The sequence below is a fragment of the Yokenella regensburgei ATCC 49455 genome, assembly GCF_000735455.1.
Classification (GTDB): Bacteria; Pseudomonadota; Gammaproteobacteria; order Enterobacterales; family Enterobacteriaceae; genus Yokenella; species Yokenella regensburgei.
This window is the reverse complement of the sequence record NZ_JMPS01000032.1, coordinates 91,338-115,672: the sequence shown is the minus strand read 5'-3', so window position 1 is coordinate 115,672 and position 24,335 is coordinate 91,338. Positions and strand designations below refer to the sequence as shown.

Here is a 24,335-nt window from a genome sequence, read left to right as displayed (position 1 = left end):
AGGCATGCAGAAAGAAAAACTTTCCGCTTTAATGGATGGTGAATTGCTGGATAACGAGCTGCTCAACGAGCTGAGTCGTTCTCCTGAGATGCAAGAAACGTGGGCAAGTTATCATCTCATCCGTGATTCGCTGAGAGGCGACACCGGTGATGTGCTCCATTTTGATATCTCCTCCCGCGTAATGGCCGCCATTGAAAGCGAACCGGCACGTCTGTCTACACCGCTGATCCCTGAAGCGCAGCCTGCGCCACACCAGTGGCAAAAAATGCCGTTTTGGCAAAAAGTGCGCCCGTGGGCCAGCTCACTCACCCAAATGGGCGTTGCTGCCTGCGTATCGCTTGCAGTCATCGTCGGTGTGCAGCACTATAACGGCCAATCTGAATCTTCCCAGCAACCTGAAGCACCGGTATTCAATACATTACCGATGATGGGCAAAGCCAGCCCGGTCAGCCTGGGCGTACCTTCTGAAGCGACGACGGCCAGCACTGGCCAGCAACAGCAGGTACAGGAGCAGCGTCGCCGCATTAATGCAATGCTGCAGGACTACGAATTGCAGCGTCGTTTGCACTCCGAACAGCTTCAGTTTGAACAGGCACAAACCCAGCAAGCGGCTGTTCAGGTGCCAGGATATCAAACTCTAGGAACGCAATCGCAGTAATGAAGCAACTTTGGTGTGCCATGTCCCTTGTGGTTGGTAGCCTGTTCTTCTCCGTCAACGCCTCGGCAGATGTCTCGTCCGGGGCGTTGTTGCAGGAAATGAACCAGGCCAGCCAGTCACTCAATTACGAGCTGTCTTTTGTCAGCATCAGCAAGCAAGGCGTTGAGTCGCTGCGCTATCGTCATGCTCGTCTGAATAATCAGCCACTTGCTCAGCTATTGCAGATGGACGGTCCCCGCCGTGAAGTAGTGCAGCGTGGGAACGAAATCAGCTACTTTGAGCCGGGGCTTGAGCCTTTCACGCTGAACGGCGATTACATCGTCGATTCGCTGCCGTCGCTGGTTTATACCGATTTCAAACGTCTGGCGCCTTACTACGACTTCATCTCCGTCGGACGAACGCGTATTGCCGACCGGCTGTGTGAAGTTATCCGCGTTGTGGCGAAAGACGGTACCCGCTATAGCTACATCGTCTGGCTCGATTCCGAAAGCAAACTGCCGATGCGCGTCGACCTTCTCGACCGCGATGGTGAAACCCTCGAGCAGTTCCGGGTGATCGCGTTTAACGTCAATGCTGCGGTTAGCGACACGATGGAAAGCCTGTCGAAGGCCAACCTGCCGCCGCTGCTTTCGGTACCGGCAGGCGATAAAGTCAACTTCAACTGGGCGACAACCTGGTTGCCTCAGGGCTTTAGTGAAGTCTCCAGTAGCCGCCGCACGCTGCCGACGCTGAACATTCCGGTTGAGTCTCGCCTGTACTCTGATGGCCTCTTTAGCTTCTCCGTGAATATCAGTCGCGCTACCCCTGCCAGCAGTGAGCAAATGCTGCGTACGGGTCGCCGTACGGTGACGACGTCCGTGCGTGATAATGCTGAGATCACCATCGTTGGTGAAATTCCACCGCCGACGGCGAAACGCATTGCCGACAGTATCAAATTCAAGGCTGCGCAATGATTAAAGAGTGGGCTACGGTCGTCTCCTGGCAGGGGGGGATCGCACAGGTAAGCTGTGACGTGAAAGCCTCCTGCAGCAGCTGCGCATCGCGGGCAGGCTGTGGCAGCCGGGTATTGAATAAGCTCGGCCCGCAGACCAGCCATACGATTACCGTGCCGAGCGAAGCCCCGCTTGTCGTTGGGCAAAAAGTGGAGCTGGGCATTGCCGAAGGCAGCCTGCTGACCTCGGCGCTGCTGGTGTATATGTCACCGCTGGTGGGGTTGTTCCTCGTCGCTGGCATTTTCCAGATGTTGTTCCAGAGCGACCTTGCCGCACTTTCCGGCGCCGTACTCGGCGGCGTTGGTGGCTTCTTGCTGGCGCGAGGTTTATCGCCTAAGCTTGCCGCCAGAGAGGCGTGGCAGCCCATTATTTTAAGCGTGGGATTGCCACCAGACCTCGTCCGTGTAGATACTTCACCTGCAGATTCAGGCCAGTGATTGCGCTGGCTTTATGAGTTTTTACTACCCGCTTCTGACACCATCTGTTGTTCCCGCTAACCTGACTGTAAGAGCATTTCCTGGTTGTGGTGATGTAGTGTAGAATGCGGCGTTTTCGAACGACAAAACGTCAGGCACAGTACAGCGGCCTCCAGGTATTCGTAAGGCATAAATAATTAATATATGAAGAACATACGTAACTTTTCGATCATTGCTCATATCGACCACGGTAAGTCGACGCTGTCTGACCGCATCATTCAGATTTGCGGTGGCCTTTCTGATCGCGAAATGGAAGCGCAGGTTCTCGACTCCATGGACCTGGAGCGCGAGCGCGGCATCACCATCAAAGCGCAAAGCGTGACACTCGATTTTAAAGCCGCCGACGGCGAGACTTATCAGCTTAACTTTATCGACACCCCGGGCCACGTGGACTTCTCTTATGAAGTTTCTCGCTCCCTTGCGGCGTGCGAAGGCGCACTGCTGGTGGTTGACGCAGGACAGGGCGTAGAAGCCCAGACCCTGGCCAACTGCTATACCGCGATGGAAATGGATCTGGAAGTGGTTCCGGTTCTCAACAAAATTGACCTGCCAGCCGCCGATCCCGATCGCGTAGCGGAAGAGATTGAAGACATTGTGGGTATCGATGCTCACGATGCGGTGCGCTGCTCTGCGAAAACCGGCGTTGGCGTACAGGACGTTCTTGAGCGTCTCGTCCGCGATATCCCGGCACCGGAAGGCGATCCGGATGCACCGCTGCAGGCACTGATCATTGACTCCTGGTTCGACAACTACCTGGGCGTTGTCTCCCTGGTGCGTATTAAAAACGGCACCATGCGTAAGGGTGACAAAATTAAGGTGATGAGCACCGGTCAGGTGTACAACGCCGATCGTCTCGGCATCTTTACGCCGAAGCAGGTCGATCGTACCGAGCTTAAGTGCGGCGAAGTAGGCTGGCTGGTTTGTGCGATTAAAGACATCCTGGGCGCGCCGGTGGGGGATACCCTGACCACGGCACGTAATCCTGCTGACAAAGCGCTGCCGGGCTTTAAAAAGGTGAAACCGCAGGTCTACGCGGGTCTGTTCCCGGTAAGCTCTGACGACTACGAAGCCTTCCGTGATGCGCTGGGTAAACTCAGCCTGAACGACGCCTCTCTGTTCTATGAGCCGGAAAGCTCGACGGCGCTGGGCTTCGGCTTCCGCTGTGGCTTCCTCGGCCTGCTGCACATGGAGATTATCCAGGAACGTCTGGAGCGTGAATACGATCTGGATCTCATCACCACGGCACCGACCGTAGTGTATGAAGTGCAGACCACCAACAAAGAAGTTATCTACGTAGACAGTCCGTCCAAGCTGCCGCCGCTGAATAACATTGATGAGCTGCGTGAGCCTATCGCTGAGTGTCACATGCTGCTGCCGCAGGAATTTCTCGGCAACGTGATCACCCTGTGTATCGAGAAGCGTGGCGTTCAGACCAACATGGTTTACCACGGTAACCAGGTGGCGCTGACCTACGAAATCCCGATGGCGGAAGTGGTGCTCGACTTCTTCGACCGTCTGAAGTCCACCTCCCGCGGTTATGCGTCGCTGGACTACAACTTCAAACGTTTCCAGGCGTCCAACATGGTGCGCGTCGATGTACTGATCAACGGCGAGCGTGTGGATGCGCTGGCGCTGATCACGCACAACGACAACGCGCCATACCGCGGTCGTGAACTGGTTGAGAAGATGAAAGAACTGATCCCACGTCAGCAGTTCGATATCGCGATTCAGGCGGCCATCGGCAACCACATCATTGCTCGTTCTACCGTGAAACAGCTGCGTAAAAACGTACTGGCTAAGTGCTACGGTGGTGACGTGAGCCGTAAGAAAAAGCTGCTGCAGAAACAGAAAGACGGTAAGAAGCGAATGAAGCAGGTCGGTAACGTCGAACTGCCACAGGAAGCATTCCTCGCCATTCTGCACGTCGGTAAAGACGGTAAATAACCAATAAGGAGTTGGCATGGCGAACATGTTTGCCGTAATCCTGGTGATCGCAACCCTGGTGACGGGGTTGTTATGGTGCCTGGATAAGTTCATTTTCGCACCGAAACGCCGCGAACGTCAGGCCGCGGCGCAGGCGGCAACCGGCGATCAGCTGGACAAGAAAACCCTGAAGAAAGTGAGCCCGAAACCGGGCTGGCTGGAAACCGGTGCTTCGGTGTTCCCGGTGCTGGCGATCGTACTGGTGGTGCGCTCATTTATCTATGAGCCTTTCCAGATCCCGTCAGGTTCGATGATGCCAACCCTGCTGATTGGTGATTTCATTCTGGTTGAGAAGTTTGCTTACGGCGTTAAAGATCCTATCTACCAGAAGACGCTCATCGAAACCGGTCATCCGAAGCGCGGCGATATCGTGGTATTCAAATATCCGGAAGATCCGCGTCTCGACTATATCAAGCGTGCAGTCGGTCTGCCGGGCGATAAAGTGAGCTACGATCCGGTAGCGAAGGAAGTGACTATCCAGCCAGGCTGCCTCTCAGGCCAGGCCTGTGGCAACGCGCTGCCGGTGACGTATTCCAACGTAGAGCCGAGCGATTTTGTACAGACCTTCGCTCGTCGTAACGGCGGAGAAGCAACCAGCGGGTTCTGGCAGTTGCCAAAAGGCGAGAGCAAAGAGAACGGTATCCGTCTGAACCAGCGTAAAGAGACGCTGGGTGAGGTGACTCACAACATTCTGACGGTACCAATCGCGCAGGACCAGCTGGGGATGTACTACCAGCAGCCAGGACAGCCTCTGGCAACCTGGATTGTTCCGCCGGGACACTACTTCATGATGGGTGATAACCGCGATAACAGCGCCGACAGCCGTTACTGGGGCTTCGTCCCGGAAGCTAATCTGGTGGGTAAAGCGGTTGGTATCTGGATGAGTTTCGACAAGCAAGAGGGTGAATGGCCGACTGGCGTTCGTCTGAATCGCATTGGCGGTATCCATTAATCCATCGCTTAACGTTCACGTTGCCGTCAAAAAGGCGGCAACGTGAATTATTTAAGATATATATCCCTCCGAACTAACGACATCCCCCACGGTTACGTATAGAATATTCCCCCGAAACTTTAGGTTGTCTCCCCTCCGGGAGCCACGGCACACGAAACCGCGTTGGTTCTTTATTTTCAGGTCGGTTTCGTGTGCTGCATTTTTGACGCATTCATTTATTGGTATCGCATGAACCCCATCGTAATTAATCGGCTTCAACGGAAGCTGGGCTACACTTTTCATCATCAGGAGTTATTGCAACAGGCATTAACCCATCGCAGTGCCAGCAGTAAACATAACGAGCGCCTGGAATTTCTCGGTGACTCCATTTTAAGTTATGTCATTGCTAACGCGCTGTACCACCGCTTCCCGCGCGTCGACGAAGGCGATATGAGCCGGATGCGCGCAACGCTGGTTCGCGGCAACACGCTGGCAGAAATTGCCCGCGAGTTTGAACTGGGCGAGTGCCTGCGCTTAGGGCCTGGCGAACTGAAGAGCGGCGGCTTCCGTCGTGAATCGATTCTGGCGGATACCGTAGAAGCCTTAATTGGTGGCGTGTTCCTTGACAGCGATATTCAGACCGTCGAGCAACTGATCCTCTCCTGGTACCAGACGCGTCTGGACGAAATTAGCCCGGGCGATAAACAAAAAGATCCGAAAACCCGTTTGCAGGAATATTTGCAGGGTCGCCATCTTCCGCTGCCGTCGTATCTGGTGGTGCAGGTTCGTGGCGAAGCACACGATCAGGAATTTACTATCCACTGCCAGGTCAGTGGCCTGAGTGAACCCGTCGTAGGTACCGGTTCCAGCCGTCGCAAGGCGGAGCAGGCTGCCGCCGAACAGGCGCTGAAAAAACTGGAGCTGGAATGAGCGACGAAAACGAAAACACATATTGCGGATTTATTGCCATCGTAGGTCGCCCTAACGTTGGTAAATCCACCTTACTGAACAAACTGCTTGGGCAGAAGATTTCCATTACTTCCCGTAAAGCGCAGACCACGCGTCACCGCATCGTGGGGATCCACACGGAAGGGGCTTATCAGGCCATCTACGTTGATACCCCGGGTCTGCACATGGAAGAGAAGCGTGCTATCAACCGCCTGATGAACAAAGCGGCCAGCAGCTCTATCGGCGACGTTGAGTTGATTATCTTCGTAGTGGAAGGTACCCGCTGGACACCAGACGACGAAATGGTGCTGAACAAGCTGCGTGAAGGCAAAGCGCCGGTTATCCTCGCGGTGAACAAAGTGGATAACGTGCAGGAAAAAGCGGACCTGTTGCCGCACCTGCAGTTCCTCGGCAGCCAGATGAACTTCCTCGATATCGTACCGATTTCAGCAGAAAGCGGACTGAACGTGGATACCATCGCCAACATCGTGCGTAAGCATCTGCCGCAGGCGATTCACCACTTCCCGGAAGACTACATCACCGATCGTTCTCAGCGCTTCATGGCCTCTGAGATTATCCGTGAGAAGCTGATGCGCTTCCTCGGTGCTGAACTGCCGTATTCTGTTACCGTTGAAATTGAACGTTTCCAGACCAACGAACGCGGTGGCTATGACATCAACGGCCTGATCCTCGTTGAGCGCGAAGGGCAGAAGAAGATGGTTATTGGTAACAAAGGTACCAAGATAAAGACCATCGGTATTGAAGCCCGTAAGGATATGCAGGAGATGTTCGAAGCGCCGGTTCACCTCGAACTGTGGGTGAAAGTGAAATCTGGCTGGGCCGACGACGAACGCGCGCTGCGCAGTCTCGGTTACGTAGACGACCTCTAAGTAAACCCCGATGGAAGGCTGGCAGCGCGCTTTTGTCCTGCATAGTCGTCCCTGGAGCGAAACCAGCCTGATGCTGGACGTCTTCACGGAAGAGTCGGGTCGCGTGCGCCTTGTTGCAAAAGGCGCACGTTCAAAACGTTCAAATCTGAAGGGCGCCTTACAGCCCTTCACGCCGTTACTCGTTCGCTTTGGCGGGCGCGGTGAAGTCAAAACCCTGCGCAGTGCCGAAGCCGTTTCTCTGGCACTACCGCTGACCGGCATTGCCCTCTACAGCGGCTTATACGTCAACGAACTCATTTCTCGCGTGCTCGAACAAGAGACGCGCTTCTCTGAACTCTTCTTCGATTACCTGTACTGTATCCAGGCCCTGGCGGGTGTCAGCGGTTCGCCGGAGCCGGCGCTGCGTCGCTTTGAGCTGGCGCTGCTTGGGCACCTTGGCTACGGCGTTGATTTTCTGCACTGTGCGGGCAGCGGTGAGCCGGTGGAAGACACCATGACCTACCGCTATCGTGAAGAAAAAGGCTTTATTGCCAGTGTGGTCATTGATAACAGCACGTTTACCGGGCACCATTTAAAGGCACTCGCCAGCCGCGAGTTTCCGGATACCGACACCCTGCGCGCGGCGAAACGCTTTACGCGCATGGCGCTAAAACCCTGGCTTGGCGGCAAACCGCTGAAAAGCCGGGAGCTGTTTCGGCAGTTCACTCCAGCGCTGCGGGTGAAGGAACAGGATGCACCAAAACCAAAATGAAAAATTCGAGGATTGTCATGGCTGAATTACTGTTAGGCGTCAACATCGATCATATTGCCACCCTGCGCAACGCGCGCGGCACTGCGTATCCAGACCCGGTGCAGGCTGCATTTATTGCCGAGCAGGCAGGTGCAGACGGTATCACCGTGCACCTGCGTGAAGACCGTCGTCACATCACCGATCGCGACGTCCGCATTCTGCGCCAGACCCTCGACACGCGTATGAACCTGGAGATGGCGGTCACGGAAGAGATGCTGGCGATCGCCTGCGAAACCAAACCGCATTTCTGCTGCCTGGTTCCGGAGAAGCGTCAGGAAGTGACCACGGAAGGCGGCCTCGACGTTGCCGGTCAGCTCGATAAAATGCGTGATGCCTGCAAGCGCCTGGCCGACGCCGGGATCCTTGTGTCACTGTTTATCGATGCCGATGAGGCACAGATTAAAGCCGCTGCGGACGTTGGCGCACCGTACATTGAAATTCACACCGGCTGCTACGCCGATGCCAAAACCGACGCCGAACAGGCGCAGGAGCTGGCTCGCATCGCTCGTGCCGCTCGCTATGCCGCAAGCCTGGGCCTGAAGGTTAACGCCGGACATGGCCTGACCTACCACAACGTGAAAGCCGTAGCGGCGCTGCCGGAAATGCACGAACTGAATATCGGTCACGCCATCATTGGTCGCGCGGTGATGAGCGGCCTGAAAGACGCTGTGGCTGAAATGAAGCGCCTGATGCTGGAAGCCCGTCAATAATGGCGATTCTGGGCCTCGGCACCGACATCGTTGAAATTGCCCGTATTGAAGCGGTGATCGCCCGAAGTGGCGATCGCCTCGCCAGACGCGTACTGAACGACAATGAGTGGCAAATCTGGGAAACGCATCAGCAGCCGGTGCGTTTTCTGGCAAAGCGCTTTGCGGTGAAAGAGGCGGCGGCGAAAGCCTTCGGTACCGGCATTCGCAACGGGCTGGCGTTCAATCAGTTTGAAGTTTACAACGACGAGTTGGGTAAACCGAAGCTGCGTCTGTGGGGAGAGGCAAAGCTGCTGGCAGAACGTTTAGGTGTCGCCAGCCTGCATGTTACCCTGGCGGATGAACGTCACTACGCCTGTGCGACGGTGATTATCGAAAATTAGATTTTATCGGCGTGGTGCAGCACGACAAACTTGTCCCATAGCTGCTCTTCGCTTTCAACGTGTGCCGGATCTTTCAGAATGGTATTGGGGATCGGGCACACTTTCTGGCAGGTGGGTGTTTCGTAATGCCCAATGCACTCCGTGCAGCGATCGCTGTTAATCTCATAAATGCTCTCGCCCATCGAAATTGCCTCATTCGGGCATTCGGGCTCGCACATATCGCAATTGATGCATTTTTTGGTGATTAACAGCGCCATCAGGAATTTCTCAGAAACAACACAAACAGGGCGGGCATTATACGCCCATTCTCTGTTCAGACCAGTTTTTTCACCAGTGCTTCGCTATGGCGAATGCGTCCCGGCGCATGTTCAAGATCCTGCTGAACCAGCGCCATAAACAGCAGATCGGTCAGCATCATCTGGGCGCTGGTGGAGGAGATAGCGGCGCTGCGCGTCGCCTGCTCTTCGGCAATGGTGTACAGACAGTGGCTGGCGCGTTGCTGCAGGGCGTTAGGAGAAAAGCCGGTGATCGCCAGAATCTTTCCACCTACCTGTAGCGCTTCATCGGCGGCAAGGTTGATCTCGCGACGTTCGCCGGAGTAGGAAATAGCCACCAGCAGAGAGTCAGGATCCATTGCCTGAACCACCGCCAACAGGGCGTGCATATCCTGCTCTGCCACCGCGTTGAGGCCAATTTTCATCAACTTCCAGCTAAAGTTGCGTGCAACAAGACCCGATGCGCCGATGCCGGTCACAATAATACGGCGGGCATTGCGCAGAAGCGCGACGCTTTCCAGCAGCTTATCTTCGGTATTCACGTCGAGTGAGGCATGCATTGCCGCCACGTTATCGTTGATAAGCTTTTCACCCACCAGGCGCAGCGGATCGTCGCCGCGAATCTGGTTATGCACCGGCACCGAGTGCGGATTCGGGTTGCTGGCAAGCGCTTCGCTCAGTGCCAGCTTCAGCGCCGGAAAGCCTTTAAAGCCTAATTTTTGGGCGAACTTGACGACGCTGGACTGGCTGACGCCAGCCTCGGCGGCCAGCTGCTGAGAGCTGAGGTGACGCGCGTGGTCAGGCTGGGTGAGGATAAAATTCGCCAGCTTTTTATCGCTTTGCGCCAGGCTCGGATAGCGCTGCCGGATGCGGATTAAACAATTCATTGACGCTCCACAGATCGTGCCTGTCAGAATTTTTTATTCGATTATAAGGGATAAACAAGAATAATGACATTGTGTTACGTTTGCGCAAATGTGAGGTTAACTATGCCAGGATGTGTTTCAATTCTGGCAAACTGATTTAGCAATGGAGTTTGAGCCGTCCTATGCGTCGCGTTGTGTTTTTCGATCTTGATGGAACCCTGCATCAGCAGGATATGTTCGGCAGCTTTATGCGCTATCTGCTTCGTCGGCAGCCTGTTAACCTGCTGCTGGTAATCCCGCTGTTGCCGGTCATTCTGCTGGGGCTTTTATGCCAGGGTCGCGCTGCGCGCTGGCCAATGAGTCTGCTGCTGTGGGCCAGCACCTTCGGCCATAGCGAGGCGAGCCTGAAGAAGAAAGAAGCGCAGTTCGTTCACTGGTTCCGCCAGCACGTCGTCGCCTTCCCGCAGGTGCATGCCCGGCTGACCAATTATCTGACCGAGTCCGATGCCGACGTCTGGTTAATTACCGGTTCGCCGCAGCCGTTGGTGGAGCAGGTCTATTTTGATACCCCATGGCTGCCGCGCGTGAATCTCATCGCCAGCCAGATTGAGCGCAAATGCGGTGGCTGGGTGCTGACTATGCGTTGCCTTGGCCACGAGAAGGTCGCACAGCTGGAGCGTAAAATCGGCGCTCCGCTGCAGCTTTACAGCGGCTACAGCGACAGCAATCAGGATAATCCGCTACTCTTTTTCTGTCAGCACCGCTGGCGGATCACGCCTCGTGGTGAGCTGCAACAGCTGGAATAACATCACCCGTGATACTTCAAGCCGAATTATTCAGGGAAGATTGTGTATAATGCGCCCCGCCAAAATTTCTGGAGTGCCTGAGACGTGTCCGACAATGAACTGAACCATGAATACTGGATGCGCCACGCGCTGGGGCTGGCAAAGCGAGCCTGGGAAGAGGGTGAGGTTCCGGTAGGCGCGGTGCTGGTGCACAACAACCAGGTGATTGGCGAAGGCTGGAACCGCCCGATCGGTCGTCACGACCCGACGGCCCATGCCGAAATCATGGCGCTGCGCCAGGGCGGCTTAGTGCTGCAAAACTACCGTCTCACCGATACCACCCTGTATGTGACTCTTGAGCCATGCGTAATGTGTGCCGGGGCGATGGTACACAGCCGCATCGGCACCCTGGTATTCGGCGCCCGAGATGCTAAAACCGGCGCGGCCGGTTCGCTGATGGATGTCCTGCATCACCCGGGAATGAATCATCGGGTAGAGATTGTTGAAGGTATTCTGAGTGAAAGCTGTGCGGCAATGCTGAGTGATTTCTTCCGCCAGCGTCGGGCGGAGAAAAAAGCGCTGAAGAAGGCAGCAGATCCCGCCGCGGGGGATCAGTGACGCGGCACGTCCACGATCATATTGGGCACTTTCACCTGGATCTGCCCCGAATGTTCGTCCGGGAATAGCGACAGGAAAGGCAGCACCCCGGCGCTTCTCTGATTCAGCTCCTCTACCGATACCGCAGGATAATCTTGCGCGATCCGCATGGCCTGCTCCGCTTTCTTCTCTTTCTCGATCAGATAGCCGACCAGGCTTATCTGGTATTTACGGATATTCTCAACGTAAGCGTAAGCCTCGTGTCCACGAGCGTAGCCATAGGTTAACCTGCTGTAGTACGGTTTCAGGCTGAGCAGCGGCAGGCGCTGCTTCACTTCCGCCCAGCTGTCCGGGTTCCCTTTTTGTTTCGCCGTCAGCGCCCGGGCATCCAGCATATGTGCGTAACCCATATTGTAGGCCGCCAGCGCAAACCAGATCCGCTCATCCGGCGGTACGGTGTCCGGCACTTTGGTCATCATGTCCTGCAGATAACGCATCCCGCCGCTGATACTTTGCTCGGCGTCGGTACGATCGGTCAGCCCCAGGCTCTGTGCGGTATTTTTGGTCAGCATCATCAGGCCGCGAACCCCGGTTGGAGAGGTTGCTAACGGATCCCAGTGTGATTCCTGATAAGAAATCGCCGCCAGCAGGCGCCAGTCAATCTCCTGCGCGTACTTCTCAAACATCGGTCGCAGGTCGGGGAGGGTGCTGTCTACCGCCCGCAGGAAGGTGCGGGTATCGACGTAGTCAAACCCGTCTCCGTGACCGAGGTATTTCTCTTCAAGGCGGGCTAAGGTACCGTCTTCATTAATGTTATTAAAGAAGTCGAGCATGGCGGCCGGAAGCGTATTGTCTTCGCTGCGAAGCGTAAACCAGGTGACCGGCTGTTCGTCGGTGACGTCGAGTGCGACGGCAAGTTCCGGATGCACTCGCTGGTACAGGCTGATGGCAACGGAGTCGGCAATGGTGTAGTCGAGTTTACCTTCTATCACGTCGTCCATTAACGCGACGCTGCCGCGTTTGTCATCCACGGTCCACGACAGGCGTGGGTACTTTTTCTCTTTCAACGCCTGCAAATCATTGATCGCCACGTGGCCGGGGGCAATGGTCAACTGCTGCGCGGTCACGTTCTCAAGCGAGCGCGGGCGGTAGTTCCCCACCTTATAGACCAACTGCTGGGAAACGGAGTAATACGTCGGACCGGCCTGGTAGTTTTTCAGGCGCTCAACGTTATACACCAGCCCCGCGGCCAGCATATCGGCCCGGTCGTGGTCGAGATCGTCAAACAACTGGCTGATGTTTTGCCGTACGGTCACTTTCAGCTTCACGCCGAGGTAATCCGCAAACTGTCGGGCCAGCTCGTAATCGAGGCCGGAGTCTTTGTCGTTGATGTTGGTCCAGGTGAGGGGAGAGACGATGGTACTGACGCGCAGCTCCCCCCGCGACTGGATAGCGGCGATACGGTTGTCGGCTTTGCCGAACCAGGGGATAGAAGGCCATAAGGCCGCTGCCAGCAGCAGTGTAACAATGCCGATAAGCAGATAATTAATCTTTAATTTTTTCAATTAGTTAATTCTCTGCGCTGAAGTGTCGTCAGTCAGCAGTTACCATAGTGATGGCCTGGGAGTGAGAGTCATGTGGACGGCATTTTGCTTAACAATAAGACAGTTGGCAACTTATTCCGGGGATTAGTCACACCAATTGTCAAAATGACAGCCTGATTTTATTTCGACGCAAACGGTTACGTAGCCGCCCAGGATCCTCTATAATGGCGCCCGTTTTCCCCTTGCGTACACTGAAACCCAGAAGACGAGAGACTTAATGATGGAAATTCTGCGTGGTTCGCCTGCACTGTCTGCATTTCGTATCAACAAACTGCTGACGCGCTTCCAGGCCGCCAATCTGCCGGTAAGCAATATATATGCTGAATATGTCCATTTTGCCGAGCTTAGCGCTCCGCTCTCCGGTGACGAGTTCTCCCGACTGGAGCGTCTGCTTCAGTATGGCCCGAAGCTTAGCAGCCATACTCCTTCAGGAAAGCTGCTGCTCGTTACCCCTCGCCCTGGCACTATCTCCCCCTGGTCTTCCAAAGCAACCGACATCGCCCATAACTGCGGACTGGAGCAAATTGCTCGTCTGGAGCGCGGTGTTGCCTGGTACATTGAAGCCTCGACGCTCAGCACGGAACAGTGGGATGCGGTGGTCGCAGAACTACACGACCGGATGATGGAGAGCACCTTTACCTCTCTGGAAGCGGCACAGAGCCTGTTTGCTCATCATCAGCCGGCTCCGGTTGCCAGCGTCGATCTGCTGGGTCAGGGGCGTCAGGCGCTGGTGGATGCCAACGTGCGCCTGGGGCTGGCGCTGGCGGAAGACGAAATTGATTACCTGCAGGACGCCTTCGTTAAGCTGGGCCGCAACCCGAACGATATCGAACTGTATATGTTTGCGCAGGCCAACTCTGAGCACTGTCGCCACAAGATTTTTAACGCCGACTGGATTATCGACGGCGAAGAGCAGCCAAAGTCGCTGTTCAAAATGATTAAGAACACCTTTGAGAAAACCCCGGAGCACGTGCTCTCCGCTTATAAAGATAACGCCGCGGTGATGGAAGGTTCTGATGTGGGCCGATTCTTTGCCGACCACGAAGCCGGGCGCTACGACTTCCATCAGGAGCCAACGCACATTCTGATGAAGGTGGAGACGCATAACCACCCGACGGCTATTTCGCCGTGGCCGGGTGCGGCGACGGGCTCCGGCGGTGAAATCCGCGATGAAGGCGCGACCGGACGCGGTGCCAAGCCAAAAGCGGGCCTGGTGGGCTTCTCGGTGTCTAACCTGCGTATCCCGGGCTTTGAACAGCCGTGGGAAGAAGATTTTGGTAAGCCGGAGAGGATCGTTACCGCGCTCGATATCATGACCGAAGGTCCATTGGGCGGCGCGGCGTTCAACAACGAATTCGGTCGTCCGGCGCTGAACGGTTATTTCCGTACCTATGAAGAGAAGGTGACCAGCCATAACGGCGAAGAGCTGCGCGGCTACCACAAACCTATCATGCTGGCGGGCGGCATCGGCAACATCCGCGCTGAGCACGTGAAGAAAGGCGACATCCCGCCGGGCGCGAAGCTTATTGTCCTCGGTGGTCCGGCGATGAACATCGGCCTTGGCGGCGGTGCAGCGTCTTCTATGGCTTCCGGTCAGTCCGACGCCGATCTCGATTTTGCTTCCGTGCAGCGCGACAACCCGGAAATGGAGCGCCGTTGCCAGGAAGTTATCGACCGCTGCTGGCAGATGGGCGACGCCAACCCGATCCTGTTCATTCACGATGTCGGTGCGGGCGGTTTGTCTAACGCGATGCCGGAGCTGGTGAGCGACGGGGGGCGCGGTGGCCGCTTTGAGCTGCGCGACATCCTGAGCGATGAGCCGGGTATGAGCCCGTTGGAAATCTGGTGTAACGAATCCCAGGAACGCTACGTGATGGCGGTCGCGGCCGACCAGCTCCCGCTGTTTGATGCACTGTGCAAACGCGAACGCGCGCCGTACGCGGTGATCGGTGAAGCGACGGAAGAACTGCACCTGACGCTGAACGACAGCCACTTCGATAACCAGCCTATCGATATGCCGCTCGACGTGCTGCTCGGCAAAACGCCGAAGATGACCCGCGATGTCACCACGCTTGCTGCAAAAGGCGAGCAGATTGACAGAAAAGGCATCACCGTGGCTGACGCAGTTAATCGCGTACTGCATCTCCCGGCGGTGGCCGAGAAGACCTTCCTCGTCACCATCGGCGACCGTACCGTTACCGGCATGGTGGCGCGCGATCAGATGGTTGGGCCATGGCAGGTACCGGTAGCCAACTGCGCGGTGACTACCGCAAGCCTCGACAGCTACTACGGCGAAGCGATGGCGATGGGCGAACGAGCCCCGGTGGCGCTGCTCGACTTTGCCGCCTCTGCCCGTCTGGCGGTGGGGGAAGCACTGACCAACATTGCGGCGACGCAGATTGGCGATATCAAACGTATTAAGCTCTCTGCCAACTGGATGGCCGCCGCGGGTCACCCGGGCGAAGATGCAGGTCTGTATGAAGCGGTTAAAGCGGTGGGCGAAGAGCTTTGCCCGGCGCTGGGGCTGACCATTCCGGTGGGTAAAGACTCGATGTCGATGAAAACCCGCTGGCAGGAAGGCACTGAAGAGCGCGAGATGACGTCACCATTGTCGCTGGTCATCACCGCATTTGCCCGCGTTGAAGACGTACGTCGTACCGTTACGCCGCAGCTTGCCACTGAAGACAACGCCTTACTGCTTATCGATCTTGGCAACGGTCGCAACGCGCTGGGCGCAACAGCGCTGGCGCAGGTGTACCGCCAACTGGGCGATAAGCCTGCCGACGTGCGCGACGTGGCGCAGCTCAAAGGTTTCTTCGATGCCATGCAGGCGCTGGTGGCCGGGCGTAAGCTGCTGGCCTACCACGACCGCTCTGACGGTGGTCTGCTGGTGACGCTTGCCGAGATGGCCTTCACCGGTCACTGCGGCGTTGAGGCCGACATTGCCCCGCTTGGTGAAGATCGTCTGGCGGCGCTGTTCAATGAAGAGCTGGGGGCGGTGATTCAGGTGCGGGCAGCGGATCGCGAAGCGGTAGAAACGCTGCTGGCATCCCATGGTCTGCAGAACAACGTTCATTACCTCGGTAAAGCGGTGGCGGGCGATCGCTTCACCCTTACTGCCAACGGTCAGCCGGTGTTCAGCGAAAGCCGTACCACGCTGCGTATGTGGTGGGCTGAAACCACCTGGCAGATGCAGCGTCTGCGTGATAACCCGGAGTGTGCGGATCAGGAGCATGAAGCCAAACGCCATGACAACGATCCGGGTCTGAACGTTAAGCTCAGCTTCGACATCAATGAAGACGTTGCGGCACCGTATATTGCCCGCGGCGCACGTCCGAAAGTCGCGGTTCTGCGTGAGCAGGGCGTGAACTCACACGTTGAAATGGCGGCGGCGTTCCACCGCGCTGGGTTCGATGCCATCGACGTTCACATGAGCGACCTGCTGGCCGGGCGCACCGGTCTTAGTGATTTCCATGCGCTGGTGGCCTGCGGTGGCTTCTCATACGGCGACGTGCTGGGCGCAGGCGAGGGCTGGGCGAAATCCATCCTCTTCAACAGCCAGGTGCGCGACGAGTTTGAAACCTTCTTCCATCGTCCGCAGACGCTGGCGTTAGGCGTGTGTAACGGTTGTCAGATGATGTCTAACCTGCGTGAACTGATCCCGGGCAGTTCGCTGTGGCCGCGCTTCGTGCGTAACCACTCCGACCGCTTTGAAGCACGCTTCAGCCTGGTGGAAGTTACCAACAGCCCGTCTCTGCTGCTGCAGGGGATGGCTGGTTCACAGATGCCGATTGCCGTTTCTCACGGTGAAGGGCGTGTAGAAGTGCGCGATGGCGCACATCTCGCCGCGCTCGAAAGCAAAGGGCTGGTGGCGCTGCGCTATGTCGATAACTTCGGTAACGTGACAGAAACCTATCCGGCGAACCCGAACGGTTCCCCGAATGGTATCACCGCGGTCACCAGCGAAACGGGTCGCGTCACCGTGATGATGCCGCACCCGGAACGCGTATTCCGTACCGTGGCAAATTCATGGCACCCGGAAAACTGGGGCGAAGACAGCCCGTGGATGCGTATCTTCCGCAACGCACGTAAACAGCTGGGCTAATAGCCTCCTGGAAGACAAAAGCCTCTGACCTGGTCAGGGGCTTTTTTATTTGTGATGCTTAAGCGAAACCACTGTCGGGAAATTGCGACATCGGCAGAAAGTAGGTGTCTCTATTTTGAGACATATAACTTGTTGTTTTTATTTGCATTATTATTATACGTCTATAAGTGTCGTTAATTGGCGACGCATTGATTAAAAATCAATCTCTTCATTGATTTGCTGAATTTGATATAAAATACATATATATCATGATGTTAATAAATTGTTTTGTAATGTGGCACGTATAGTGCATAATCCTGCGCAGTGGCTCATTCACCTTCTTATGTCAGCCCCTTCGGGACGTGCTACATAAACTTCGAATGACGCACAAAAAGGTGCCTGCCGTCCAACATCTGATATCAGCTGCGCTATATCAACCTCCGGGCGAAACGTCGAGTTAGGCACCGCCTTATTTCATGACAAAGCCGGGTTTTTACCCGGCTTTGTTGTATCTGCAGTACATCCTCAGTTAACCTTCCAGCATGCTTCTACGTTGAGACAATCTCATTGAAACGCTGGTCACTTTTCCCCCGTTCGCTGCGTCAGCTGGTTATGCTGTCATTTATCCTGATCCTGCTACCGTTGCTGGTCTTAGCCTGGCAAGCGTGGCAGAGCCTGAATGCCCTGAGCGCGCAGGCGGCGCAGACGAACCGCACCACGCTGATTGATGCGCGACGTAGTGAGGCGATGACTAACGTGGCGCTGGAAATGGAGCGTAGCTACCGGCAGTACTGCGTGCTGGACGACGCGACCCTTGCGAAGGTGTATCAGAGCCAGCGTCGTCGCTATGCCGAGATGCTGGAAGCGCACGCGGGCGTACTGCCTGACGATAAGCTCTATCAGTCCCTGCGTCAGGATCTTGACGCACTGGAACAAATTCAGTGTAAGAACAGCGGCCCCGACGACGCTTCGGCGGCACGGCTGGAGGCCTTCGCCAGCGCTAACACCGACATGGTGCAGGCCACGCGTACGGTCGTGTTCTCGCGTGGGCAACAGCTACAGCGGGAAATCGCCGAACGCGGACAGTTCTTTGGCTGGCAGGCGCTGGTACTGTTTCTGGTGAGCCTTGCGATGGTGCTGCTGTTTACCCGCATGATCATCGGCCCGGTCAAGGGCATTGAGCGAATGATCAATCGCCTCGGAGAAGGGCGCTCGCTTGGCAACACGGTAAGCTTCAAAGGGCCGCGCGAGCTGCGTTCGGTCGGGCAGCGGATCGTCTGGCTGAGTGAACGCCTTGCCTGGCTTGAGTCGCAGCGGCATCAGTTTTTACGCCACCTGTCGCACGAGCTGAAAACGCCGCTTGCCAGTATGCGTGAAGGCACCGAACTGCTGGCCGATCAGGTGGTTGGCCCGCTGACCACCGAGCAAAAAGAGGTGGTCGATATTCTGGATGACAGCAGTCGTAATCTGCAGAAACTCATCGAGCAACTGCTCGACTATAACCGCAAGCTGGCCGATAGCACGGTTGAGCTGGAGTCGGTGGAAATCGCGCCGCTGGTGGAAATGGTCATCTCCGCCCATAGTTTACCGGCGCGGGCTAAAATGATGCATACCGACGTGGCGCTGGATGCACCAGTCTGTCATGCCGAACCGATGCTGCTGATGAGCGTGCTGGATAATCTCTACTCCAATGCGGTGCACTACGGGGCTGAATCCGGTAACATTTACATCCATAGTCGCGCGATAGACGATCGGGTACGTATCGAAGTGGTGAACACCGGAACCCCGATACCCGACGCCGAACGCGCCATGATTTTTGAGCCATTTTATCAGGGAAGTCATCAACGTAAGGGTGCCGTCAAGGGCAGTGGGCTGGGGCTAAGCATCGCCAGAGACTGCGTGAAGCGTATGCACGGTACACTGACGCTGGTGAATGGCGTGACCGGCGATGTCTGTTTTCGCATCGAACTCCCGGTTCGCGGGCCGGAATAAATAATCGAATGAATTACAGTCTGGTGAACATGTCTCAATTCTTAGCGTCTGTTTTTAACGCGGTGCGTTTGCGCCGCTTGTGGTTGCCTGGCGTATCGGGCCTGCTGCTGGCGGGCTGTGTCTCTGGCATAAATCATCATGCGTCAGATGCGCTGGAAGAGAAGCTGCCGCAGCAGCAGCTGGCTGATTTTCTGTCAACGGACTGCGCGGATATCTGGTCCCTGAGTGGTGAAGTGACCGATAAAAACCCGCTCTACTGGCTGCGCGGCATGGACTGTGCCGACCGGCTGACGCCGGAGCAGTCGCGTACCGAAGCGCGTATGCTCGATAAGAGCAACTGGCAGGAGGCGTTCAAGCGCGGCATCCTGCTGGGCAATGCCAAAATAACCCCGGTTGAGCGCCGCGGACTGGTTACCCAGGTCGACGCGTTGAACGGGCAGATCCCTTCGCAGGTACGCCCGCTGTATCAGCTCTGGCGCGACGGTCAGGCCCTGCAGCTGCAGCTCTCTGACGAACGCTCCCGCTATGCCAAATTGCAGCAGTCGAGCGACGGTGAGCTGGATACGCTGCGCCAGCAGCAACAGCATCTGCGCACCCAGCTTGACCTCACCACCCGCAAGCTTGAAAATCTGACGGATATCGAACGCCAGCTCTCCACCCGCAAACCGGCGGGTAGTTTTAATCCTGATGCCTCCCATACCGGAGATACCACGCCTGCGGCAAAAGATGACGCAGCGCAACCCGATGAGGATAAACCATAATGAGTCGTACACCTGCTCGCCTGCTGCTGGTTGATGACGATCCTGGGCTACTGAAGCTTCTGGGGATGCGCCTCACCAGCGAAGGTTACAGCGTGGTCACGGCCGAAAGCGGCCAGCAGGGATTGCGCGCGCTTGGCCGGGAGAAAATCGACCTGGTTATTAGCGACCTGCGAATGGATGAGATGGATGGCCTGCAGCTGTTCGCCGAGATCCAGAAGGTTCAGCCCGGGATGCCGGTGATTATCCTCACCGCGCATGGTTCAATCCCGGAGGCGGTCAGCGCCACCCAGCAGGGGGTATTCAGCTTCCTGACCAAACCGGTGGATCGCGACGCGCTGTATAAAGCCATCGACGAGGCGCTGGAACAGTCTGCTCCGGCGGCCGATGAGGCGTGGCATGAAGCTATTGTCACCCGTAGCCCGCTGATGCACCGCCTGCTGGAGCAGGCGCGAATGGTGGCGCAGTTAGATGTCAGCGTGCTGATTAACGGTCAGAGCGGTACCGGGAAAGAGATCTTCGCCCAGGCTATTCACAACGCCAGCCCGCGCGGCAAAAAACCGTTTATTGCTATCAACTGTGGCGCGCTGCCGGAGCAGCTGCTGGAGTCTGAACTGTTTGGTCACGCCCGCGGGGCGTTTACCGGCGCGGTAAGCAATCGTGAAGGGCTGTTTCAGGCTGCGGAAGGCGGTACGCTGTTCCTCGATGAAATTGGTGACATGCCGATCCCGCTGCAGGTGAAGCTGCTGCGTGTTCTGCAGGAGCGTAAGGTCAGACCGCTTGGCAGCAACCGCGACATCGACATCGACGTGCGGGTTATCTCGGCAACGCACCGCGATCTGCCGAAGGCGATGGCGCGGGGGGAATTTCGTGAAGATCTGTTTTACCGCCTCAACGTGGTGAACCTGAAGATCCCAACCCTTGCACAGAGAACCGAAGATATTCCGCTGCTGGCGAATCATCTGCTGCGCCAGTCTGCAGACAGACACAAACCCTTTGTGCGGGCATTTTCCACCGATGCGATGAAGCGCCTGATGGCCGCAAGCTGGCCGGGTAACGTGCGCCAGTTAGTCAACGTGATTGAGCAGTGCGTAGCGCTGACTTCCTCACCGGTCATCAGCGATGCGCTGGTGGGGCAGGCGCTGGAAGGCGAAAACACCGCGCTGCCCACCTTTGTTGAAGCGCGTAATCAGTTTGAGCTGAACTATCTGCGCAAATTGCTGCAAATCACGAAAGGCAACGTTACCCACGCGGCACGTATGGCAGGTCGCAACCGGACGGAGTTCTACAAACTGCTGTCCCGCCACGAACTCGATGCCAACGATTTTAAAGAATAGCCCCGCAACCTGGCTGCGGTTATGATACCGTGAGCAATCGGTTACGCGTATAACAACAGGAACACCATGAAAAAGATTGATGCGATTATTAAACCCTTCAAGCTCGATGATGTACGTGAAGCGCTGGCGGAAGTTGGCATCACCGGGATGACCGTGACGGAAGTGAAAGGCTTTGGTCGTCAGAAAGGCCACACCGAACTGTATCGCGGCGCTGAGTACATGGTCGACTTTTTGCCGAAGGTCAAAATTGAAATTGTGGTGACTGACGATATCGTCGATACCTGCGTGGACACCATTATTCGCACGGCGCAGACCGGCAAAATTGGCGATGGTAAGATCTTTGTCTTTGACGTGGCGCGCGTTATCCGTATCCGCACCGGCGAAGAAGACGACGCGGCTATCTAACAGTGCAACAGATTTGTAGGCTCGGGTAAGGCACCACTGCCGCCCGGCGAAATAAAAAGCCCCTCGGTAGAGGGGCTTTTTGCATTACAGTACTTTATGCGGGCCGAAGCATTCGTAGTGAATGTTCTCGTTTTTCACGCCCAGTTCAACCAGCTGCTTCGCGGCGAACTGCATAAAACCGACTGGGCCGCAGAGGAAGAACTGGGTCTGCGGATCGGAGAACTGACCTTCCAGCGGGCTTAGCGCCATCATCCCTTCGCTGTCATAGCGATCGCCCGCCTGCGGAGCGCGATACCAGGTATGTGCGTTAAAGTTTGCCAGTTTGCTGCCGTGTGCGGCCACTTCATCGGCAAAGGCATGGACTTCACCATTTTCAGCCGCGTGGAACCAGTTAACCTGCGCCTGATGACCATTTTGCGCCAGGGTGTCGAGCATCGCCAGCATTGGGGTCTGACCAACGCCAGCAGAGATAAGCGTCACCGGGGTACCAGGCTTAACGCTCATAAAGAAATCACCTGCCGGAGCGGCCAGATGCACGACATCACCGACGTTGGCTTCGTTGTGCAGCCAGGTTGAAACCTGCCCACCGTCTTCGCGTTTCACCGCAATGCGATAGCCCTTGCCGTCCGGTTTACGGGTCAGTGAATACTGACGGATTTCCTGATGCGGAAAACCTTCCGGCTTCAGCCACACGCCCAGATATTGGCCCGGCTGGTAATCTGCCACTGGCTCGCCGTCGACCGGTTCGAACTCAAAGCTGGTGATAAGCGCGCTGCGCGGCGTTTTGTTGACGATACGAAACGCGCGAGTCCCTTCCCAGCCGCCCTGTTTATCGGCGTTTTGTTGATAGATTTCTGCTTCGCGGTTGATGAACACGCCCGCCAGTACGCCATAGGCTTTACCCCAGGCATCCAGCACTTCCTGACCCGGGCTGAACATCTCGTCGAGAGTGGCCAGCAGATGACCGCCGACAATGTTGTACTGCTCTGGCTTAATCTGGAAGCTGGTGTGCTTCTGGGCAATCTTCTCTACCGCGGGCAGCAAAGCAGGCAGATTTTCAATATTACTGGCGTAGGCGGCAATGGCGTTGAACAGCGCTTCACGCTGGTCGCCGTTACGCTGATTGCTCATATTGAAGATCTCTTTCAGCTCCGGGTTATGGCTGAACATGCGGTCATAAAAGTGGGCGGTGAGTTTTGGTCCGGTTTCAACCAGTAAAGGAATGGTGGCTTTCACGGTAGCGATGGTTTGAGCGTCGAGCATGTCTGCTTCCTTGTGTGTATTCTTAATGGTGTATTTTAAATGCATCTTATAAAAAATAACCCTGTGTTGTAAATGGTTCTTTGTAACTTTGCGCTTCATTGGTTACAACATGAAAAATACACATCACAAACCTGAAAAGAATTCCCTTGAAAATGAGAAGTGCTTTATTCGTCAGGCCCTTGTTCTATCAGTGCGTAATCGTTTGCGTAAAATCCTTTGTCAAGACCTGTTATCGCAGAACTAATCAGTTATACTGTGGGCCGTTGTCCAAACTGGACCCCTTTCCAGGGTTGAAATTCTATCGTTAGCTGAGTCAGGAGATGCGGATGTTAAAGCGTGAAATGAACATTGCCGATTATGATGCCGAACTGTGGCAGGCTATGGAGCAGGAAAAAGTACGTCAGGAAGAGCACATCGAACTGATCGCCTCCGAAAACTACACCAGCCCGCGCGTCATGCAGGCTCAGGGTTCTCAGCTGACCAACAAATATGCTGAAGGCTATCCGGGCAAACGTTACTACGGTGGTTGCGAGTATGTAGATATCGTTGAGCAGCTGGCTATCGACCGTGCGAAAGAACTGTTTGGCGCAGACTACGCTAACGTGCAGCCGCACTCCGGTTCTCAGGCTAACTTCGCGGTCTACACCGCGCTGCTGCAGCCGGGCGACACCGTTCTGGGTATGAACCTGGCGCAGGGTGGTCACCTGACTCACGGTTCTCCGGTCAACTTCTCCGGTAAGCTGTACAACATCATTCCTTACGGCATCGATGAGTCCGGTAAAATTGACTACGAAGACATGGCCAGGCAGGCTCAGACCCACAAACCGAAGATGATTATCGGTGGCTTCTCTGCTTACTCCGGCGTAGTTGATTGGGCAAAAATGCGTGAAATCGCTGACAGCATCGGTGCGTATCTGTTCGTCGATATGGCGCACGTTGCGGGTCTGATTGCCGCAGGCGTTTATCCGAACCCGGTTCCGCACGCTCACGTTGTGACCACCACGACCCACAAAACCCTGGCGGGTCCACGCGGTGGCCTGATCCTGGCGAAGGGCGGCGACGAAGATCTGTATAAAAAACTGAACTCTGCTGTGTTCCCAAGCGCGCAGGGCGGTCCTCTGATGCACGTTATCGCGGCGAAAGCGGTAGCGCTGAAAGAAGCGATGGAGCCAGAGTTCAAAGTTTACCAGCAGCAGGTTGCTAAAAACGCCAAAGCGATGGTGGAAGTGTTCCTGAACCGTGGCTACAAAGTGGTGTCTGGCGGTACTGAAAACCACCTGTTCCTGCTGGATCTGGTTGATAAGAACCTGACCGGTAAAGAAGCTGACGCTGCCCTGGGCCGTGCCAACATTACCGTGAACAAAAACAGCGTGCCTAACGATCCGAAGAGCCCGTTTGTGACCTCTGGTATCCGTATCGGTTCTCCGGCAATCACTCGTCGCGGTTTCAAAGAAGCGGAAGCGAAAGAGCTGGCTGGCTGGATGTGTGACGTGCTGGACAACATCAATGATGAAGCCACCATCGAGCGTATCAAAGGTAAAGTTCTGGATATCTGCGCCCGTTTCCCGGTGTACGCATAATTCTGGCTCTGCCATAAAAAAAGGCCGCGAA

General features: G+C 55.9%; 22 protein-coding genes. 18 read left to right on the top strand and 4 right to left on the bottom strand.

What is annotated here, in order from left to right; all coding sequences use genetic code 11:
- The first annotated feature begins 4 nt into the window (after positions 1 to 4).
- The 10 genes from rseA (at position 5) to acpS (ending at position 8,758) form a co-directional block, all read left to right on the top strand.
- Entirely contained in the window at positions 5 to 658 is a 654-nt protein-coding gene (gene rseA, locus GYRE_RS10035) for an anti-sigma-E factor RseA (RefSeq protein WP_006821220.1), read from the top strand.
- Positions 658 to 1,611: a sigma-E factor regulatory protein RseB gene (gene rseB, locus GYRE_RS10030; RefSeq protein WP_006821219.1), complete on the top strand. Its 954-nt coding sequence runs from the start codon at positions 658 to 660 to the stop codon at positions 1,609 to 1,611. The genes rseA and rseB overlap by 1 nt, the downstream gene beginning before the upstream one ends.
- Complete coding sequence (gene rseC / locus GYRE_RS10025) at positions 1,608 to 2,087, top strand: SoxR-reducing system protein RseC (protein WP_006821218.1); 480 nt, start codon at positions 1,608 to 1,610, stop codon at positions 2,085 to 2,087. Before rseB ends, rseC begins: the two co-directional genes overlap by 4 nt.
- A gap of 183 nt (positions 2,088 to 2,270) precedes the next feature.
- Positions 2,271 to 4,070 (top strand): translation elongation factor 4, encoded by a 1,800-nt coding sequence (gene lepA / locus GYRE_RS10020; protein ID WP_006821217.1) that lies wholly within the window; start codon positions 2,271 to 2,273, stop codon positions 4,068 to 4,070.
- 16 nt (positions 4,071 to 4,086) lie between these two features.
- On the top strand, positions 4,087 to 5,061 hold the full coding sequence (lepB, locus tag GYRE_RS10015; RefSeq protein WP_006821216.1) for a signal peptidase I: 975 nt from the start codon (positions 4,087 to 4,089) through the stop codon (positions 5,059 to 5,061).
- 228 nt (positions 5,062 to 5,289) lie between these two features.
- Entirely contained in the window at positions 5,290 to 5,970 is a 681-nt protein-coding gene (gene rnc / locus GYRE_RS10010; RefSeq protein ID WP_038255011.1) for a ribonuclease III, read from the top strand.
- Complete coding sequence (gene era, locus GYRE_RS10005) at positions 5,967 to 6,878, top strand: GTPase Era (RefSeq protein WP_006821215.1); 912 nt, start codon at positions 5,967 to 5,969, stop codon at positions 6,876 to 6,878. The genes rnc and era overlap by 4 nt, the downstream gene beginning before the upstream one ends.
- Positions 6,879 to 6,888: 10 nt before the next feature.
- Positions 6,889 to 7,629 (top strand): DNA repair protein RecO, encoded by a 741-nt coding sequence (recO, locus tag GYRE_RS10000; protein WP_006821214.1) that lies wholly within the window; start codon positions 6,889 to 6,891, stop codon positions 7,627 to 7,629.
- Between the two features lie 17 nt (positions 7,630 to 7,646).
- Positions 7,647 to 8,378, top strand: a complete 732-nt coding sequence (gene pdxJ, locus GYRE_RS09995; protein ID WP_038255009.1) for a pyridoxine 5'-phosphate synthase — start codon at positions 7,647 to 7,649, stop codon at positions 8,376 to 8,378.
- A complete protein-coding gene (acpS, locus tag GYRE_RS09990) occupies positions 8,378 to 8,758 on the top strand; it encodes a holo-ACP synthase (RefSeq protein ID WP_006821212.1) in 381 nt (126 codons plus the stop codon). The genes pdxJ and acpS overlap by 1 nt, the downstream gene beginning before the upstream one ends.
- Here the strand turns inward: acpS and GYRE_RS09985 are convergent.
- Positions 8,755 to 9,015, bottom strand: a complete 261-nt coding sequence (locus GYRE_RS09985; RefSeq protein WP_006821211.1) for a YfhL family 4Fe-4S dicluster ferredoxin — start codon at positions 9,013 to 9,015, stop codon at positions 8,755 to 8,757. The genes acpS and GYRE_RS09985 overlap by 4 nt on opposite strands.
- A gap of 56 nt (positions 9,016 to 9,071) precedes the next feature.
- Positions 9,072 to 9,920 (bottom strand): MurR/RpiR family transcriptional regulator, encoded by an 849-nt coding sequence (locus tag GYRE_RS09980; RefSeq protein ID WP_006821210.1) that lies wholly within the window; start codon positions 9,918 to 9,920, stop codon positions 9,072 to 9,074.
- A 161-nt stretch (positions 9,921 to 10,081) separates the two neighbouring features.
- Here GYRE_RS09980 and yfhb point away from each other — a divergent pair, with 161 nt between their 5' ends.
- A complete protein-coding gene (yfhb, locus tag GYRE_RS09975) occupies positions 10,082 to 10,705 on the top strand; it encodes a phosphatidylglycerophosphatase C (protein WP_006821209.1) in 624 nt (207 codons plus the stop codon).
- Between the two features lie 84 nt (positions 10,706 to 10,789).
- Entirely contained in the window at positions 10,790 to 11,302 is a 513-nt protein-coding gene (tadA, locus tag GYRE_RS09970; protein WP_038254982.1) for a tRNA adenosine(34) deaminase TadA, read from the top strand.
- On the opposite strand, the gene mltF is transcribed toward tadA, so the two are convergent.
- A complete protein-coding gene (gene mltF, locus GYRE_RS09965) occupies positions 11,296 to 12,846 on the bottom strand; it encodes a membrane-bound lytic murein transglycosylase MltF (RefSeq protein ID WP_006821207.1) in 1,551 nt (516 codons plus the stop codon). The genes tadA and mltF overlap by 7 nt on opposite strands.
- 256 nt (positions 12,847 to 13,102) lie before the next feature.
- On the opposite strand from mltF, the gene purL reads away from it, so the two are divergent.
- From purL to glnB, 5 genes are all read left to right on the top strand, one after another.
- A complete protein-coding gene (gene purL, locus GYRE_RS09960) occupies positions 13,103 to 16,990 on the top strand; it encodes a phosphoribosylformylglycinamidine synthase (RefSeq protein ID WP_038254981.1) in 3,888 nt (1,295 codons plus the stop codon).
- Positions 16,991 to 17,536: 546 nt separating this feature from the next.
- Positions 17,537 to 18,961 carry a two component system sensor histidine kinase QseE/GlrK gene (qseE, locus tag GYRE_RS09955; RefSeq protein WP_038254979.1) on the top strand — a complete coding sequence of 475 codons (1,425 nt, stop codon included), beginning with the start codon at positions 17,537 to 17,539 and terminating at the stop codon, positions 18,959 to 18,961.
- Between the two features lie 29 nt (positions 18,962 to 18,990).
- Complete coding sequence (gene qseG, locus GYRE_RS09950) at positions 18,991 to 19,722, top strand: two-component system QseEF-associated lipoprotein QseG (protein WP_072009060.1); 732 nt, start codon at positions 18,991 to 18,993, stop codon at positions 19,720 to 19,722.
- Positions 19,722 to 21,056 (top strand): two-component system response regulator GlrR, encoded by a 1,335-nt coding sequence (gene glrR, locus GYRE_RS09945; RefSeq protein ID WP_038254976.1) that lies wholly within the window; start codon positions 19,722 to 19,724, stop codon positions 21,054 to 21,056. The genes qseG and glrR overlap by 1 nt, the downstream gene beginning before the upstream one ends.
- Before the next feature lie 66 nt (positions 21,057 to 21,122).
- Entirely contained in the window at positions 21,123 to 21,461 is a 339-nt protein-coding gene (glnB, locus tag GYRE_RS09940; RefSeq protein WP_002914032.1) for a nitrogen regulatory protein P-II, read from the top strand.
- Positions 21,462 to 21,545: 84 nt separating this feature from the next.
- On the opposite strand, the gene hmpA is transcribed toward glnB, so the two are convergent.
- The gene (gene hmpA / locus GYRE_RS09935) at positions 21,546 to 22,724 is read right to left on the bottom strand and encodes an NO-inducible flavohemoprotein (protein ID WP_038254972.1); all 1,179 of its coding nucleotides are present in this window, start codon (positions 22,722 to 22,724) and stop codon (positions 21,546 to 21,548) included.
- A 326-nt stretch (positions 22,725 to 23,050) separates the two neighbouring features.
- On the opposite strand from hmpA, the gene glyA reads away from it, so the two are divergent.
- Positions 23,051 to 24,304 carry a serine hydroxymethyltransferase gene (gene glyA / locus GYRE_RS09930; RefSeq protein ID WP_038254970.1) on the top strand — a complete coding sequence of 418 codons (1,254 nt, stop codon included), beginning with the start codon at positions 23,051 to 23,053 and terminating at the stop codon, positions 24,302 to 24,304.
- The last annotated feature ends 31 nt before the right edge of the window (positions 24,305 to 24,335 follow it).